The 16,857-nt window shown below is 69.0% G+C and carries 15 protein-coding genes; 9 read left to right on the forward strand and 6 right to left on the reverse strand.

Annotation, left to right across the window (positions count from 1 at the left end; translation table 11 throughout):
• Positions 1-86: 86 nt before the first annotated feature.
• Positions 87-1,007 (forward strand): NmrA family NAD(P)-binding protein, encoded by a 921-nt coding sequence (locus ACFXKA_RS15810; protein WP_379427743.1) that lies wholly within the window; start codon positions 87-89, stop codon positions 1,005-1,007.
• A gap of 57 nt (positions 1,008-1,064) precedes the next feature.
• Here the strand turns inward: ACFXKA_RS15810 and ACFXKA_RS15815 are convergent, their stop codons facing one another.
• A complete protein-coding gene (locus ACFXKA_RS15815; protein WP_379427744.1) occupies positions 1,065-1,721 on the reverse strand; it encodes an HAD family acid phosphatase in 657 nt (218 codons plus the stop codon).
• A gap of 104 nt (positions 1,722-1,825) precedes the next feature.
• Positions 1,826-5,437, reverse strand: a complete 3,612-nt coding sequence (gene smc, locus ACFXKA_RS15820) for a chromosome segregation protein SMC (protein ID WP_379427745.1) — start codon at positions 5,435-5,437, stop codon at positions 1,826-1,828.
• A 94-nt stretch (positions 5,438-5,531) separates the two neighbouring features.
• On the opposite strand from smc, the gene ACFXKA_RS15825 reads away from it, so the two are divergent.
• The gene (locus ACFXKA_RS15825) at positions 5,532-6,473 is read left to right on the forward strand and encodes a MerR family transcriptional regulator (protein WP_379427746.1); all 942 of its coding nucleotides are present in this window, start codon (positions 5,532-5,534) and stop codon (positions 6,471-6,473) included.
• A 74-nt stretch (positions 6,474-6,547) separates the two neighbouring features.
• Here ACFXKA_RS15825 and ACFXKA_RS15830 read toward each other — a convergent pair whose 3' ends face one another.
• Positions 6,548-6,976, reverse strand: coding sequence for a DUF1707 domain-containing protein (locus ACFXKA_RS15830; protein ID WP_379427747.1), 429 nt, complete (start codon positions 6,974-6,976; stop codon positions 6,548-6,550).
• A gap of 171 nt (positions 6,977-7,147) precedes the next feature.
• Between ACFXKA_RS15830 and ACFXKA_RS15835 the strand changes: the two genes are divergently transcribed.
• Both ACFXKA_RS15835 and ACFXKA_RS15840 read left to right on the forward strand, forming a co-directional pair.
• Entirely contained in the window at positions 7,148-8,380 is a 1,233-nt protein-coding gene (locus ACFXKA_RS15835) for an acyl-CoA dehydrogenase family protein (RefSeq protein ID WP_354837750.1), read from the forward strand.
• 2 nt (positions 8,381-8,382) lie between these two features.
• Complete coding sequence (locus tag ACFXKA_RS15840) at positions 8,383-9,507, forward strand: acyl-CoA dehydrogenase family protein (protein WP_379427748.1); 1,125 nt, start codon at positions 8,383-8,385, stop codon at positions 9,505-9,507.
• A gap of 105 nt (positions 9,508-9,612) precedes the next feature.
• Here ACFXKA_RS15840 and ACFXKA_RS15845 read toward each other — a convergent pair whose 3' ends face one another.
• Entirely contained in the window at positions 9,613-9,792 is a 180-nt protein-coding gene (locus ACFXKA_RS15845; RefSeq protein ID WP_379427749.1) for a hypothetical protein, read from the reverse strand.
• Between the two features lie 230 nt (positions 9,793-10,022).
• Between ACFXKA_RS15845 and ACFXKA_RS15850 the strand changes: the two genes are divergently transcribed.
• The 5 genes from ACFXKA_RS15850 (at position 10,023) to ACFXKA_RS15870 (ending at position 15,447) form a co-directional block, all read left to right on the forward strand.
• Positions 10,023-10,463 carry a carboxymuconolactone decarboxylase family protein gene (locus ACFXKA_RS15850; protein ID WP_354837756.1) on the forward strand — a complete coding sequence of 147 codons (441 nt, stop codon included), beginning with the start codon at positions 10,023-10,025 and terminating at the stop codon, positions 10,461-10,463.
• A 109-nt stretch (positions 10,464-10,572) separates the two neighbouring features.
• Positions 10,573-11,283, forward strand: coding sequence for a metallophosphoesterase (locus ACFXKA_RS15855; RefSeq protein WP_379427750.1), 711 nt, complete (start codon positions 10,573-10,575; stop codon positions 11,281-11,283).
• A gap of 177 nt (positions 11,284-11,460) precedes the next feature.
• Positions 11,461-11,904 (forward strand): CBS domain-containing protein, encoded by a 444-nt coding sequence (locus ACFXKA_RS15860; RefSeq protein WP_354837760.1) that lies wholly within the window; start codon positions 11,461-11,463, stop codon positions 11,902-11,904.
• 19 nt (positions 11,905-11,923) lie between these two features.
• Positions 11,924-13,213 carry an ArsB/NhaD family transporter gene (locus tag ACFXKA_RS15865; RefSeq protein WP_379427751.1) on the forward strand — a complete coding sequence of 430 codons (1,290 nt, stop codon included), beginning with the start codon at positions 11,924-11,926 and terminating at the stop codon, positions 13,211-13,213.
• Positions 13,214-13,296: 83 nt separating this feature from the next.
• Positions 13,297-15,447: an acyltransferase family protein gene (locus tag ACFXKA_RS15870; protein ID WP_379427752.1), complete on the forward strand. Its 2,151-nt coding sequence runs from the start codon at positions 13,297-13,299 to the stop codon at positions 15,445-15,447.
• Positions 15,448-15,522: 75 nt separating this feature from the next.
• Here the strand turns inward: ACFXKA_RS15870 and ACFXKA_RS15875 are convergent, their stop codons facing one another.
• Entirely contained in the window at positions 15,523-16,335 is an 813-nt protein-coding gene (locus ACFXKA_RS15875) for an alpha/beta fold hydrolase (RefSeq protein WP_379427753.1), read from the reverse strand.
• 136 nt (positions 16,336-16,471) lie between these two features.
• Positions 16,472-16,807 (reverse strand): winged helix-turn-helix domain-containing protein, encoded by a 336-nt coding sequence (locus ACFXKA_RS15880; RefSeq protein WP_379427754.1) that lies wholly within the window; start codon positions 16,805-16,807, stop codon positions 16,472-16,474.
• Positions 16,808-16,857 lie beyond the last annotated feature (50 nt).

The following is a 16,857-nucleotide window of genomic DNA, read 5'->3' on the forward strand; positions in this document are numbered from 1 at the left end:
TTCCGGTGGTGGTCACCGAAAACGGGCGGTTCTAGCGTCCATATTCGGGTTGACCGACCCGAATACTACCGAACGAACGGCTGACGATGTCTTCTCGAAATGATCCGACCGAGCCTTCTCGCAATGATCTGGTGCTGGTGACCGGGGCGACCGGCAAGCAGGGCGGGGCCACTGCGCGCCGGCTGCTCGCCGCCCGCCGGGCCGTGCGGGCGCTGGTGCGTGATCCGGAATCGCCTGCGGCACAGGAACTCGCGGCCGCGGGTGCGCAACTGGCCGTCGGGGACTTCGACGCTCCCGAGTCCCTCGCCCCGGCGCTGTCCGGCGTGGGCGCGGCCTTCCTGGTGCCGCCCGCGACCTTCAGCCCGAACGGCTGGGACACCGAACTGGAGGTCGAGCGCGGCACGCGGTTCATCGCGGCGGCGCGCGCCGCCGGGGTGGAGTTCATCGTGTTCACCACCGTCGCCTCCTATACCGAGGACGGCAAGTGGGGTGCGCAGGGCAAGCGCCTGGTGGAGGAGGTCTTGCAGTCCAGTGGTCTGCACTGGACGATCCTGCGCCCGGCCCGCTTCATGGAGAACTACTTCATGCAGGGCTTCCCGGTGGACGGCATCAACGATGGCGTGCACAAGCATCTGTTCCCGGCCGACCGGCCGGTGCAGTCCATCGCGCTCGACGATATCGCCGTGTTCGCGCACCTGGCTTTCGAGGATCCGGCCCGATTCCACGGCCAGGTCCTGGAATTGGCCGGTGACGATCCGACCATGCCCGCCGCGGCCGCCGCCATCACGGCCGCCACCGGGCACGCGGTGCGCTACCTGGAGGGCACCGAGGCCGAGGCCGAGGCCATGGGACCCGAGGTCGGGGAGGTCTGGCGGTTGTCGCGACAGGGCCAGGGCTGGCACGCCGACATTCCCGCGCTGCGCGAAATCCATCCCGGCTTGCGGACTTTCGACATGTGGCTGGCCGAAACCGGTGCGGCACGGCTGAAGTCGCTGCTGGACGGGTGAGAACCGCGGGCGAGGAGGACCCGAGCCTCCTCTCCCACGGTCACGGGACCGCGTAGGTCACTGCAGGGCGCCGTTGTAGTCCGGCAGCTTGAAGGTCTTCGAAGCGTGGCCGCCGGACAGGTCGGAGGCGCTGTTGCCGATATTGGCGACGATGGTGTAGCCCTGGGCCTCGATGGAGGCGCGGGTGGCGGTCTTGTAGTCGGCGAGTGCGCCCGCACCGCTGGAACCGGTGGTGAGGCCGCCACCGTAGAGCCCGTCCACCGGGTAGCCGACGGTGGTCAGGTTGATCTGGGTGTAGAAGTTCATGAGCGCGGGCCGGCCGGTCACGAAGATGATGGACGCGCCTTGGCTTTTCGCCCACTGCGCCAGCTTCAGGATCGGCTGGATGGCCGGAGTGATCGGGCCCGGATGGTAGGTCGTCTCGAGCACGGTGTTGTCGACGTCGAAGACGATGGCGGGCTTGGTGGTTCCGGGCAGCGCGGTGGTGAGGTAGGTCTGCGCGTCGGCGGCGATCGGGGTGATGTCGCCGATCCACTGGCTGTAGGGTGGCAGGTTGCTGTTGCTGCCGCCGGAACCGGACAGGGAGCCGGTGCCCGAGCCGGAGGCCGATCCGGATCCGAGTGCGGAGGATCCGGAGTCGGCCAGGGCGGCCGGAAACGGGGCGGCCAGGCCGACGGCGATGCCGGCGGCCAGTACTGCGATGGAGCGTCTCATGGGGCCGGACGCTAATGCCTCGCCCGTTCGACGCGCAGGCGTTTCACTTTGCCCCGCACCGCAATCCCGCTCACCGGGACGGCGGCGCCGGGCTCGTCACCGGGTCACGGTGTCGCGCCGACCAGGTTCTCCCCGCGCATGCGCTGGGAGATCACCTGGGTGATGCCGTCACCGCGCATGCTGACGCCGTAGAGCGCGTCGGCGATCTCCATGGTCGGCTTCTGGTGGGTGATGACGATGAGCTGGCTCTTCTCGCGCAGCTGCTCGAACAGGCCGATGAGCCGGCGCAGGTTGGTGTCGTCCAGCGCCGCCTCGACCTCGTCCATGACATAGAACGGGGAGGGCCGGGCCCGGAAGATCGACACCAGGAAAGCCACTGCCGCAAGGGACTTCTCGCCACCGGAGAGCAGCGACAGCCGCTTGACCTTCTTGCCCGGCGGGCGGGCCTCGACCTCGACGCCGGTGGTGAGCATGTCGCTGGGATCGGTGAGCAGCAGCCGCCCCTCACCGCCGGGGAACAGGCGGCCGAAGACGCCGGTGAATTCACGTTCGACGTCCTCGTAGGCCTCGGTGAAGACCTGCAGGATGCGCTCGTCCACCTCGGCGACCACGTCGAGCAGATCCTGGCGGGCCTTCTTGACGTCCTCGAGCTGAGTATTGAGGAAGGTGTAGCGCTCCTCGAGGGCCGCGAACTCCTCCAGCGCCAGGGGATTCACCTTGCCGAGGGTGGTGAGGTCCTTCTCGGCGCGCTTGGCGCGGCGCTCCTGGGTGGCGCGGTCGTAGGGCATGGGCCGGGGCGCGCTGACGGCTTCGCCGCGGTCGCGGGCCTGCTCGTACTCCATCAGCTCCAGCGCGGTGGGCGGCATCGGGACGTCCGGGCCATATTCGGCGATGAGGTCGTCGAGGCTGATGCCGAACTGCTCGGAGATGGTGGTCTCGACCTGTTCGATGCGCAGCGCGGCCTGGGCGCGGGCCACCTCGTCCCGGTGCACGGCGTCGGTGAGCTGGGTGAGCTGGGTGGTGAGGGCGCGGGAGCGTTCCTTGGTCTGCTCCACCTGGGCCGCGAATTCGCTACGGCGGCGCACCAATTCGTCGCGGCGAGTGGCGGCCTGGCCGACCACCTGCTCGAGTTCGGCGGCCACCCGTTCCGCGGACTCGGCGACCACGGCGGCGACGGCGGCGGCCTGGCGGCGGGCGGCCTGGGCGCGTTCGACGCGGGCGCGGGTCTCGCGTTCGGCGCGGGCCGCGCGGCGCAGCGAATCCGCTTTGCCGCGTACCGATTCCGCGCGTTCCTCGGCGGTGCGGACGGCCAGGCGGGCCTCGACCTCCATCGAGCGGGCCTCGGCGAGGGCGGCGGCGGCCTCCTCGCGGGCGTACCCTGCGGTCTCGGTGCCGGCGGCCTCCGGATCCATTTCGGCCTGTTCGAGTTCGGCGTGGCGCAGCCGGTCCTCGAGGTCGGCCAGTTTGGAAAGCGTTTCCTCGCGGCCGGTTTCGGCGTCGTCGCGCTGGGCCAGCAGCCGGTCGCATTCGCGTTGGGCGGTGCGGGCGGCGTGGCCGAGGCGGCCCAGGCGGTCGTAGATGGCGACCAGGGCCTGATCGGATTCGTGCAGGGCGAGCAGGGCGTGGTCGACCGCCTCCTTGCGGTCGGACTGCTCGGCGAGCGCGCCCGCGAGCGCGGCCTCGAGTTCCTCCGCCGTGCGCTGCCACGAGGCCAATTCGTCCTTGGCGGAATCGATGTCGGCCTGCACCTCGAGCTGGCTGGGGGCGCGGTCGGAGCCGCCGAGCAGCCAGCCGCTGCCGGTGAGGTCGCCGTCGCGGGTGACCACGCGCAGTTCCGGGCGCTCGGCGAGGACCCGGGCGGCGGTGGCGAGATCGTCGGTAACGGCGATGCCGGCGGTGAGGGCGGCGATGGCGCCGCGCAGGTCGGCGGGGCAGTCCACCACCTCGGCGAGCCAGCGCGCGGCGGCCGGTAGTCGCGAATCCGCCTGTGCCACCGGCTGATCGGTGGCGTCGGAGTAGACGATGGCGGCGCGGCCGCCGTCGGATTCCTTGAGGGCGCGCACGGCGGCGTGGGCCGAGGGCCCGGTGTCGGCGGCGACGGCGTCGGCCAGCGGGCCCAGTGCGGCGGCGACCGCGGACTCGAAACCGCCGTGCACCCGGATCAGCCCGGACAGCGGGCCGAGCAGGCCGTCGGTGCGGTGCTCGAGCAGCCAGGCCGCGCCGTCCTTGCGGCGCAGGCCCATGGTGAGGGCCTCGATGCGGGCGGTCAGCGAGGCGACGCGTTTACCGGCCTCGCGGTCCTTCTCGCGCAGTTCGGTGACGCGCTGGTCGGCCAGGGCGAGCGCCTGGGCGGCGTGCTCGTAGGAGGTGTCGAGGCCCTCCTCGCCCGCGTCGAGTTCGCTCAATTCGCCCTGGACGGCCTCGAATTCGGCGTTCGCGTCCTCGCCGCGGCGGCGGGCCTCGGCGATGCCGGTGGACATGCGCGCGATCTCGCCGTCCACGGACTGGGCCCGGATGCGCAGGGTGTCGACCTGGCCGGACAGGCGGGCCAGGCCCTCGCGGCGGTCGGCGATGGCGCGGACGGCGGCCAGGTGGGCCTGTTCGGCGGCCTTGGCGGCCTGCTCGCGTTCGTGCAGTTGCTCGCGGGCGGCTTCCAAGGTTTCGGTGGCCATTTCGACCGCTTCGCGCAGTTCGGCCTCTTCGGCTTCGACCCGATCCGCCTCGCGCTCCAGTTGTTCCGGGTCGCGGCCGGCGCCGGCGGGTTGCTCGATGGTGAGGTTGCGCGCGCGATCGCGGGCAATGCGGATAGTGGCATTGACGCGTTCGGTCAGGGCGGACAGCTGGAACCAGGTCTGGCCGGCGGCCTCGGCGCTGGGGGTGAGCTTGGAGAGCTCGAATTCCTGCTGGGCCAGAGCGGCATTGGCGGCGTCCAGCTCTGCCTGCATATTGACCTGCTGCTCGCGGGCGTAGGCCTCCTTGCTCTGCTGACTCTCCAGTTCGCGGCGACGGCTCACCAGATCGTCGGCGGCCAGGCGCAAGCGGGCGTCGCGGAGCTCGGACTGGACGGTCGCGGCGCGGCGGGCCACCTCGGCCTGCCGGCCCAGCGGCTTCAACTGCCTGCGCAATTCGGTGGTGAGGTCGGTGAGCCGGGCCAGGTTGGCCTGCATGGCGTCGAGCTTGCGGACCGCCTTCTCCTTGCGCCGCCGGTGCTTGAGCACGCCCGCGGCCTCCTCGATGAAGGCCCGCCGATCCTCCGGCCGCGATTCCAGAATCGCCGACAGCTGGCCCTGACCGACGATGACGTGCATTTCCCGGCCGATGCCGGAATCGCTGAGCAGCTCCTGGACATCCATGAGCCGGCAGGAGTTTCCATTGATCTCGTATTCGCCCGCGCCGTCGCGGAACATGCGGCGGGTAATGGACACTTCGGAGTACTCGATGGGCAGCACGCCGTCGGAGTTGTCGATGGTCAGCGTGACTTCGGCACGACCGAGCGGGGCGCGGCCCGCGGTACCGGCGAAGATGACGTCCTGCATCTTCCCACCCCGCAGGGCTTTCGCGCCCTGCTCACCCATCACCCAGGTGAGCGCGTCGACGACGTTGGACTTCCCCGACCCGTTGGGCCCGACCACGCAGGTGATCCCCGGTTCGAATCGCAACGTCGTCGCGGACGCGAAGGACTTGAACCCCTTCAGCGTCAGACTCTTCAGGTGCACAGCGGCTCAGACTACCCGCTCCGCCGGGATTGCCCCGAGTATGCCGGACACCAGGACTTGAGTCTCCACCAAGGGGAAGCGCCAAGGTTGACGCATGGACGACGAAACGCTCTACACGATCGGGGCGCTGGCCGAACGCACCGGCCTGACGGTCAAGACCATTCGGTTCTACTCCGACAAGGGGATCGTTCCGGCGACCATGTACAGCCCCGGCGGCTACCGGCTGTACGACATCGAGGCCGTGGCGCGCCTGGAACTGGTACGCACCCTGCGCGAACTGGGCATGGACCTGGCGACCGTGCGGCGCGTGCTGTCCCGCGAAACCTCCCTGACCGAGGTCGCGACCGCGCACGCCGAGGCGGTGGACGTGCAGATCCGTGTACTGCGGCTCCGGCGCGCGGTGCTCTGCGCGGTGGCCAACCGGGGATCGGATGACAAGGAGATGGGATTCATGCACAAACTGGTGCAATTGTCCGAAGCCGAACGCGCCCGCATCATTCACGACTTCGTCGACGACACCTTCGGCGCCGTGGACGGCAACCCCGCCGTCCTGGAACTGCTCCGTTCCACCATGCCGGAACTCCCCGACGACCCCACCCCCGACCAGGTCGGCGCCTGGATGGACCTGGTGGAACTGGTGCAGGACAAGGAATTTCGCGCCGCGGTCCGCCGCATGGCGGACTACCAGGCCGAGGAACGCGCCGCCGGCGACCACACCGGCCTCCACCACGATCTCACCGAGGCCGTCCGCACCGAAGTCGCCCGAGCCCTGACCGACGGCATCGCCCCCGAAAGCCCCGCCGCAGCACCTGTCCTCGACACCCTCACAGCCCGCTATGCCGAAACCTTCGCCAAGCCGGACGACCGCAATCTCCGCGAATGGATTCTGAACCGCCTGGAAATCGCCAATGACCCACGCGTAGAACGCTATTGGCACCTGGTAGCCACCATCAACGCCTGGCCCCCACTCCCCGACCTCGGCCCGGCCTTCGACTGGTTCGCCGCAGCCCTGCGCGCCCGGATCATTCAGCGCTGAAGCGACGACCGCCAGCGTCCACGGCCGAATAGCGTGCCGCCCCTCCCGCATCGGACGTGCGGCACGGTCCGGGGTCAGCGGGTGCGGTGGCGGTGCTGGGCGGCGGATTCCCAGCCCATGACGACGCGGAAGACGAGGACTGCGCCCCAGGGGCCGATGACCCAGATGGGCCAGGGGTAGGTGAATTCGCCTGTGGCAAGGGAGATTGCGGCCCAGATGACCAGGCAGAGGAGGCTGACGCCGAGCCACGCGCTGCCTTCGATCTGCTGCCAGATGGGGAAGCGGGTGCGGGAGATGGACTGGGGTGCAACGGTCTTGGGCAGTTTGGGGAGGTCCTGGAGGACCAGTTGGAGGTCTTCGCGGGTGGCGGTGGCGTAGACCCGGGTGAGGCGTTCGTTGTATTCGGCCAGGTCGAGGCGGCCGTCGGAGAGGTGGCGGCCGAGGAGGTCGGCGATCTGGGTGCGCTCGGCGTCAGAGGCGCGGGTGCCGGTGGTGATGTCCATGTCGATCCTCTCGGTCGGACGCTGCCATATGTTCCACAGTGGAATATGAGTCCAGGATAAACCTCCACAATGGAATGTCAAGCAATTGAAGTGAAGGCAGGTGCCAGCACATTTGCCAGCAGGGGTGATGCGATGAGATGGTTAGCGTCAGTTCTCGGACAAGGAGTCATCGTGGACCTCGACTGGTCGCCTGCCGATCTGGCATTTCGTGATGAAGTGCGCAGCTTCCTCGACGAAAAGTTAACCGACGATCTTCGCCGTGCGGGACGGCTGGCGACCAGCGTCTACCCGGACCACGAGGCCAGCATGCAGTGGCAGGCCATCCTGCACGAACGCGGCTGGGCCGCCCCGGCATGGCCGGTGCGGTACGGCGGCTGCGACTGGAGCCTGACCCAGCACTACATCTTCGGCCGCGAATGCACCCTGGCCGGCGCACCGAACCTGTCCCCCATGGGAATTCGCATGGTCGCGCACGCCATCATGGCCTTCGGCACCCCGGAGCAGAAGGACTTCTTCCTGCCCCGCATCCTCACCGGCGACGTCTTCTTCTGCCAGGGCTATTCGGAGCCCGAGGCGGGCTCGGACCTGGCCTCGCTGACCATGGCCGCGGTGCCCGACGGCGAGGACCTGGTCGTCACCGGCTCCAAGATCTGGACCACGCACGCCACCGAGGCCAACTGGATCTTCGCCCTGGTCCGCACCTCCCGGCAGGCCAAGAAGCAGCAGGGCATCACCTTCGTGCTCATCGACATGCGCACCCCGGGCATCGAGATCCGCCCGCTGGTCATGACCTCCGGCGAGCAGGTGCAGAACCAGGTGTTCTTCGACCAGGTGCGGGTACCGCAGGCGAATGTGCTGGGCGCGATCGACGACGGCTGGACCGTCGCCAAGTACCTGCTCAACTTCGAGCGCGGCGGCGGCGCGGCGGCCCCGGCCCTGCAGGTCATGGCCGAGGAGCTCGCCCAGGCGGCCACGGAGCAGGTCGCCCCGAACGGCGGCGCGCTCATCGACGACCCGGCCTTCGCCGCCAAGCTGGCCGATGCCCGCCTGCGCGCGGACGTGCTGGAGATCCTCGAATACCGCACCCTCGCACTGGTTTCCAGCGGTAAGGACCCGGGCCCGGCCGCGTCCACCATCAAGATCCTGGGCACCGAACTGAGCCAGACACTCACCGAGCTCGCGTTGGAGGCCGCCGGTCCGCGCGGTCGCGCCTATCAGCCGCACGCCACCATGCCGGGCGGCCCGATCGCCGATTTCACCCCGCCCGCAGACGGTTTCGTCGCCGGCGCGGATTGGCAGGCGGTCGCCCCGCTGCGGTACTTCAACGACCGTGCCGGCTCGATCTACGCCGGCAGCAACGAGATTCAGCGCAACATCATCGCCAAAGCCACCCTGGGACTGTAGCCATGGACTTCTCCTTCACCGCCGAACAAGAACTGCTCCGCGACACCGTCACCGAGTTCCTCGCGGCGCGCTATCCGCTCGAGCCCAGCCGCGCGGCAGCGCGCACCGGGGGCGGCCGGCAGCCGGAGGTGTGGCGCGGACTGGCCGAGGAGGTCGGGATTCTCGGGGCGAGCCTGCCGGAGTCGGTGGGCGGCATCGGGGGCGGCCCGGTCGAGACCATGATCATCGCCGAGGCGCTGGGCGCGGCACTGGTGCTGGAACCGTACGTGGACACCGTGGTGGTGGGTGGCGGCCTGCTGCGGCGCGCCGACGGCAAGCGGGCCGAGGACCTGCTGACGGGCATCGCCGCCGGCGAGGTGGTCACCGGATTCGCCGCGCTGGAACCGCGATCCGGCTACGACTACACCGCTGTCGCGACCACCGCGGTCCGCGACGGTGACGACTGGGTGCTGAACGGTGAGAAGACGGTGGTGACCGCCGCACCGCTGGCCACCCACCTGCTGGTGACCGCGCGACTGGACGGCGGCATCGCCCTGTTCGTGGTCGATTTCGACGCCGCCCATCCGCCCGCCGGGCTCATCGCGCGCCCGTACCGCACCATCGACGAGCGCCAGGCCGCGGACCTGACCTTCGAGGCCCTGCGCGTGCCCGCCGACGCCCTGCTGCTCGCGGACGCGGGCGAGGCCATTGCGGCCACCCTGGACGAGGCCATCGCGGCGGTGTGCGCGGAGGCGGTCGGAGCCATGCGCAAGGTGGTCGCCGACACCGTCGCCTACACCAAGCAGCGCCGGCAGTTCGGCGTCCCGATCGCCAGCTTCCAGGCGCTGCAGCACCGGATGGTGGATATGCTGCTGGAGCTCGAACAGGCCGTGGCCGCAACGTATCTGGTGACGCTGAAGCTGGACGCCCCCGCACCCGAGCGGGCCCGCGCCGCCTCGGCCGCCAAGGCCACCATCGGCCGCGCCGCCCGGCGCATAGGCCAGGAGTCGGTGCAGTTGCACGGCGCCATGGGCATGACCGAGGAGCTGGCCATCGGCCACTTCTTCAAGCGCCTGACCGCCGTGCAGTACGAGTTCGGCACCACCGACCAGCACATCGCCCGCTATGCCGCACTGACGCGGCCGTAGCGGTTCCCGCGCACCGGTTCAGGGGTGATCCGGTGTCCGGCCGGGTTCCGGTGGATCGCCTGGGGGATCCATCGGAACCCGGCCGTCGCGCGGGCGATCCCGTGGCTATCGGCGATGGCTCTGGTGGACGCCGACGGGTATCCGTCCGGCATCACGGCGTCCGGACCGGGGCGCGGCGGCGGCGCCCCGCGCCGACCCTCGTACGGCGAGCACGATAACCAGCGCCAATGCGGGTCCGGTGACGAAGCACAACAGACCCAGCGCGATCAGCAGAACTGTTCCCACGTGCGGATTATTGTCCGCCGCGCCGCATTTCGCACAATTACGGCAAACGCCACCCTCCGGACCAAAGGAGCCGACCGGTCCAGCTGGGACGCGGGCCGGAAACCCATCGGCAACTGCGGCCGCGACCAGCGCCACGCTGGTGTGATCGAGGCCACAGCGGCCCACCCGTCACGTCCGCGGGCCCTGTCTCGTCCTTGGTGTGGAAACGAACCGGAGGAAAGGACGACACCATGTCGCGTTTGAACATGCAGCAGGCGGCCCCCGAGGTCTACAAGGCCTGGATCGCCGCCGAGACCGCGATCCGTCGCGGCCCCCTCGACGCCACCGTGCGGGAACTGGTCAAGATCCGCGTCTCGCAGGTCAACGGTTGCCTGTTCTGCATCGACATGCATTCCACCGAGGCCCGCAAGGAGGGCGAGACCGAGCGGCGGCTCTGGCACCTCAACGCCTGGCGGGAGTCCGAGCTCTTCACCCCGGCCGAGCAGGCCGCGCTGGAATACGCCGAGGCCGCAACGCAACTCGGCCCGCACGGGGTGAGCGACGAGATCTGGGCGGGCGTGGAGAAGCACTTCGACGAGGGCCAGCGGGCGGGTCTGGTCGCGGTGACCGCGCAGATCAACCTGTGGAACCGGATCGGCGTCCCGCTGCGGCTGGAGCCCCTGGGCGAGTAGGCCCGCACCGGCCACGGCCCGAATAGCGTTGACAGCCAGGAAGGTTCTGTGGCTGGCTGACGGTATGGGCCGTGGTGAGAGCGATTCCGGACGCGTCCGGATCGCGGCAGTGGGCGATCTGCACATGCGCGAGAGCATGCGCGGCCGATTCCGGCCCGCCCTGCTGGAACTGGGTGAACGCGCGGATGTGCTGCTGCTGGCCGGTGATCTGACCAATGGCGGCACCCTGCGCGACACCGACGCGCTGTGCGCCGAGATCGAGGAGCTGCCGGTCCCGGTGGTCGCCGTCCTGGGCAATCACGATCACGACCGCCGGCTCGGCTTCCGGATCTCGGTGCGGCTCAGCGAGATCGGCGTCCACATCCTCGACGGCACCGCGATCACCCTGCCCGTCAATGGGATTCGCCTGGGCATCGCCGGGGTGATGGGCGGCAGCGGAGGATTTCCCGGCCACCCGGGCAATCCCGCCGAGGGCAGTGTCGAACACCGCGCCCGCTTCCGCCGCGGCCCCGCCGACGCCACCCGCCTGCGCGCCGCCCTGGAATCCCTGGACACCGGTCTCCGCATCGCCCTCATGCACTTCTCCCCCGTCGTGGACACCCTGGCCGGCGAAGCCCCGAAGATCTACCCGGGCCTGGGCTGTCACGATCTCGCCGAGGCGGTGGACGCGGCCGGCGCCGCCCTCGCCATCCACGGCCATGCCCACGGCGGCACCGAATTCGGCCGCACCGCAGGCGGCGTGGAGGTCCGCAACGTCTCCTATCCGGTTATCCGCTCGGCCTGCCGGGTGTACGAGCTCAGCCACCCAGGCGACAGGTAAACCCGTTCGCGGTACCGTTGACGAAATCTCTACACGCGGTGTGCCGGGAAGTCTGGTCGGCCGGTCCGAAACCTCGGGCCGCACGGTCCGACCTGGGAGTTTCGATGCGGCATCCGTTTTCGATCTTGACGTATTCTGCTGCCGTGAATGCCCGGCTGTTCGTCGTATCCTGCAGTTATGCATGCCGCTCAGATGGCCGAGGACTATCCCGTGATCGATCTGGACTCCGACGCGATCGACGCGGCGAAGTTGCTGGCCGAGCATCGACTACCCGGGATTCTGGTGACCGATGCCAAGGGGGAGCCGCATTCGGTGCTGCCGGCATCGCAGGTGGTGCTGTTCATCGTGCCGAAGTACGTGCAGGACGATCCGTCGCTGGCGGGGGTGCTGAACGAGTCCATGTGCGGACAGGTGGTGAAGCGGTTGCGGGGCAAGAAGGTTCGGGATGTGATTCCGGAGCGGCTCACCAAGATTCCGGCGGCGAAGGCCGACGACAACATCGTCGAGGTGGCCGCGCTGATGGCGAAGTACAAGTCGCCGCTGGTGGCGGTGCAGGACGGGACGACGCTGCTCGGCGTGATCACGTCCGCGCGGCTGCTCGAGGTGGCGCTGGCGAACTGAGCCCGCCGGGGCGGCAGTCATGACCGCTGTCGCCATCGCTGTTTTCGTCGTCGCGTATGTGCTCATCGCGACGGAGCGGGTGCACAAGACCATTGCGGCGCTGGTCGGTGGGGGCGTGGTCATCGGCATCGGCATCCTCGACTCCGACGACGTCTTCTACTCGCACGAGACCGGCATCGACTGGAACGTCATCTACCTGCTGCTCGGCATGATGATCATCGTCGGGGTACTGCGGCAGACCGGCATCTTCGAGTACGTCGCGATCTGGGCGGCCAAGCGCGCCAAGGGATCCGCGCTGCGGGTGATGATCCTGCTGGTGCTCATCACCGCCACCGCGTCCGGCTTCCTGGACAATGTCACCACCGTGCTGCTCATCGCCCCGGTCACCCTGCTGGTGTGCGAGCGCCTCGAGGTGCCGCCGGCGCCGTTCCTCATCGCCGAGGTGCTGGCCTCCAATATCGGCGGCGCGGCGACCCTCATCGGCGACCCGCCCAACATCATCATCGGCAGCCGGGCGGGGCTGTCGTTCAACGACTTCTTCCTGAATCTCACACCGATCGTGCTGATCACGCTGGCCGTGTTCACCCTGCTGCTGCCGCGCCTGTTCCAGGGCTCCTTCGATGTCGATCCCGAACGCGCCGCCGACATCATGCAGCTGAACGAGCGCGAGGCGATTCGCGATCCGAAGCTGTTGATCAAGTGCGGAATTGTGCTCGCCGCCGTGTTCGCGGGATTCTTCGGCCACCCGGTTCTCCACCTCGAACCGTCGCTGGTGGCATTGCTCGGCGCGGGCGCGCTGGTGCTGATTTCCGGTCTGCCGCAACGGGATTACCTGTCCGCGGTGGAATGGGAAACGCTGCTGTTCTTCGCCGGTCTGTTCGTGATGATCGGGGCGCTGGTGAAAACCGGTGTGATCGCCCGGCTGGCGAAATCCGCGACCGAACTCACCGGCGGCGACGCGCTCGTGGCAACTCTGCTGATACTCGTGGTCTCGGCGGTGCTGTCGGGTGTCATCGACAACATCCCGTACGTGGCGACCATGAGTCCACTGGTGGCCCAGCTGGTGGAGCACGTTCATCACCCGGCCCAGGGGAATGCCCTGTGGTGGGCGCTGACACTGGGCGCGGATTTCGGTGGCAATCTCACAGCAGTCGGGGCCAGCGCGAATGTGGTGATGCTCGGCATTGCACGGCGCTCGGACCATCCGATCTCGTTCTGGGAATTCACCCGGAAGGGCATTCCGGTGACCGCGGTCACGATTTCGGTGGCCGCGCCATATCTGTGGCTGCGCTATTTCGCATTCGCCTGACCAGCGACAATCGGCACAACACGGACCTGTTCTGTGTGGCGATTGGTAATTTCCGCGACCCCTGACCGACAATGGCAGCCGCCATGTCCATATCCAGCACCGATCACCCGACCGCGCCGGGCAGCGACCGACAGGACGCACCGGACGCACCCACCCGGCCCGGGGCCTACCGACGCGATCTGGACGGATTGCGTGGCGTAGCTATCGCGCTGGTGGTCGCCTTCCACATCTGGGCCGGACGCGTATCCGGCGGTGTGGACGTGTTCCTGGTGCTGTCCGGCTTCTTCTTCACCGGCATGCTGGTGCGCCGCGCCGACAGCGGATCGGTGGGGGTGCTGACCACTATCCGGCGCACGCTGCGCCGGCTGCTGCCCGCCATGGTGGTGGTGCTGGCGGCGGTGGTCGTCGCCACGGTGGTGCTGCTCCCCCACACCCGCTGGTCGAATATCGCCGGCCAGACGCTGGCCTCGCTGTTCTACTACCAGAACTGGTACCTGGCGCTGTCCTGGTCGGACTATCTGGCCGCGGATCCCTCGGTGAGCCCGCTGCAGCATCTGTGGTCGATGTCGGTCCAGGGCCAGATGTATCTCGTCGTGCTGCTGACGGTCGCCGCCGTGGCCTGGGTGCTGCGCGGCGTGGTCCGAGCAGGGGCGTGGAAACTGGCCGCCGAGTACCCGCTGCTGCGCCGCATCGGACAGGAAGGCATGCTGCGGCTGACGCTCGCGGTAATGTTCGCCGCCGCCGCCTTCATCTCGTTCCGCCATGCCGGTGAAGGCGTTTCGACCCAGCAGGGCTGGAACTACTACGACACCTTCGCCCGCGCCTGGGAACCGCTGGTGGGCGGTCTGCTCGCCCTGGCCGCGCCGCTGATCCGGCTGCCCAGGCCGACGCGGGAAGTGTTCGCCTGGACCGGAATCGCGGCCATCGCCTGCTGCGGCTGGATGGTGAACGGCTCCCTGGTCTTCCCCGGTCCGGCCGCCCTGATTCCGGTCCTGGCCACGGCCGCACTGATTCTCGCGGGTGCGGGCCGCGATACCGCCGATCAGCCGGTGGTGAATCGCCTGCTGGCCACCGGACCGGTGGTGCAGCTCGGCGGGTTCGCCTACGCGCTGTACCTGTGGCACTGGCCGATGCTCATCTTCTATCTGGGTGAACAGCATCAGCGCCGGGCCGGGTGGCTGGGCGGGCTGGTCATCATCCTGATCTCGCTGCTGCTGGCCTTCGTGACCCATCATCTGGTCGAGGAGCCGCTACGGCTGCGCTCGCGGCCCGCCGCGACCCCCGCGCTCGGCCGCGTGCTCGCCGGGGTGGCGGTGTCCACGGTCGGGGTGCTGCTGGTCGGCTCGACCCTCGCCTGGCAGTGGAGCATGGGTGCGAAGGCGCACGCGGTCGGCGAGCTGGATCCCGCCAAATATCCGGGTGCGGAGGCGCTCACCGATCACGCGCTGGTGCCGCGCGCCCCGATGCGCCCCACCACCGAGGAAGCCCCCGCCGATATCCCCTACCCCACGCGTGACGGCTGCATCTCCGACTTCGACACCCGCGCGGTCACCACCTGCACCTACGGTGACCGCGACGCGCACCGGACCCTCGCGGTGGTGGGCAATTCGCATGCCGAGCACTGGATTCCGGCATTGCAGATCCTGGGCGAGCAGTACCGTTTCCGGGTCGTCGTCTACTTGAAGATGGGCTGCCCGCTCACGGTCGCCGAGGAGCCCGTGTACAAGGGCCAGCAGAATCCGGATTGCCGCGACTGGTCGTCCGAGGTGATCGACCGGCTCGGCGTGGAGCGCCCCGACTACGTCTTCACCACCGCCACCCGCCCCAGCGACAATGGCGGCGACGAGACCCCGCAGGACTACGTCGACGTCTGGTCCGCGCTCTCCGACCGGGGCCTCCAGCTCATCGGCATCCGCGACACTCCGTGGCTGCGCCGCAACGGCATTCGCTATCGCGCCATCGACTGCCTGGCCGGCGGCGGCGATCGCCTCAGCTGCGGCATCCCGCGCGCCGAGGCCCTCAATGCGGAGAACCCGGCCGCCACCCCCGCCGCCGCCTTCCCGAACATGCACCTCATCGACCCCAACGACGCGGTCTGCGAGCACGACATCTGCCCCGTCGTCGAGGGCAACATCCTCATCTACCACGACGAACACCATTTGACCGCAAGCTATTCGCGGTCCATGGCCCCCGAACTGGCCCGCGAACTCCAGCCCATCCTGGACTGGTGGTAGCTCCATCCCGGACCGGTGGTGGCCGAAGTGCACGGGTGTCCTGAAACCTGGTGAGTGTCAGATGGATCGACCGGCTCAGCTGAGCCGGTCGAGAGCCGACGCGGTCTCGCGGACGGCGTCGGCGACGGCGTGGAAATCCTTGGCGAGGATCTTGGAGTGATTGCTGGCGACCCGTGCGCTGACCGTCAGGTTCGGGTTGATCGCCAGCAGCGGTTCCAGGGAGGCCCGGACCGCTTCGATCTCCTCCTCGGCCGCACCGAGATTGGCGCCGGTGGCCACGACGTAGCGGACCGGACAGCGCAGCCGTTCCAGGACCGGGCCGAGGGCGGCGCAGAGCTGGTTGAGCTCGACATTGACCTCGGCGTGCTGCTCGGCGCTCATCCGCGCGGCCAGGCCGAGCGGGCGCAGCACCGGCATCATCGGCCCCATCTTGCGGAACATCGCCCGGATCCGCTCCAGGTTCTCCTCGTCGGTGAAACCCCAGGGCATCGCGCCGTCGGCCGACACGACGCCCGCGATGCGGTCCGGGTTCCGGTCGGCCCAGTGCACCGCGACCAGCGCACCGTAGGACCAGCCCACCAGAACCGGCCGCTGCTCCACACCCCGCGCCGCGAGCACGGCATCGACATCCCGCACACAGGCGTCGAACGAGTAGTCCGCCGAGGTCGTCGACTTACCGCGCGCCCGCTCGTCGAAGGTAATGTGCCGGAAACCGGGACCGAGATCGGCGATCACCTTCTTCCAGTTCTTCTGCGTGGCATAGGAACCGTTGAGGTAGACGACCGGAACGCCGCTACCGCCGGTGTCGCTGACCGCGAGGGCCGTGTCCTCCACCGCCACCATGCCGGTCCAGGTCGAGGTGGCCGGGGAAGTGCTGTTGTTCGTCATGGCAGGTTGCTCCTTGATCCGCGTCGGGCGATGTCCGCAACTGTCGTCGCCCCCGCTGCCACACACCTGACACGGGCCTGACACACCCCCTGACACGACGATTCCGGGCCCGATGCTGCGCGGACCCGGCTGGTGATCAGCGGTCGCGGGCCGAATGCGGGTGCTGGTAGAGCGCTTCCCAGACCGCGAAGCTGCTCAGCAATTCGATGGTGCGCCAGCCGCTTTCGGTCAGATGAACGGGGCCGGCGAAATCGAGGGGGTCGTCCCAGGTGCCGACGTGGTCGGCGGTGACGACACCGTATGCGGCGAGAAGCCGGAGAACTCGCGAGACTCCGGGCCTGCGGAGGCCGAGTTCGGCGCGCAGTTGCCGCACCGTGTGCGGCTCGCGGGCCAGGAGGTCGAGCAACTCCACCACGCCGCGGTGATTCACCAGCTCACGTAGTGCGGACAGCTCATCCGCTGGGTTGTCCATCGAACCGACGCCTCGCCTTTCGACCACGGAACCGTGTCGCCACCGACGCT

The sequence above is a fragment of the Nocardia sp. NPDC059228 genome (assembly GCF_042754245.1).
Taxonomy (GTDB): Bacteria; Actinomycetota; Actinomycetes; order Mycobacteriales; family Mycobacteriaceae; genus Nocardia.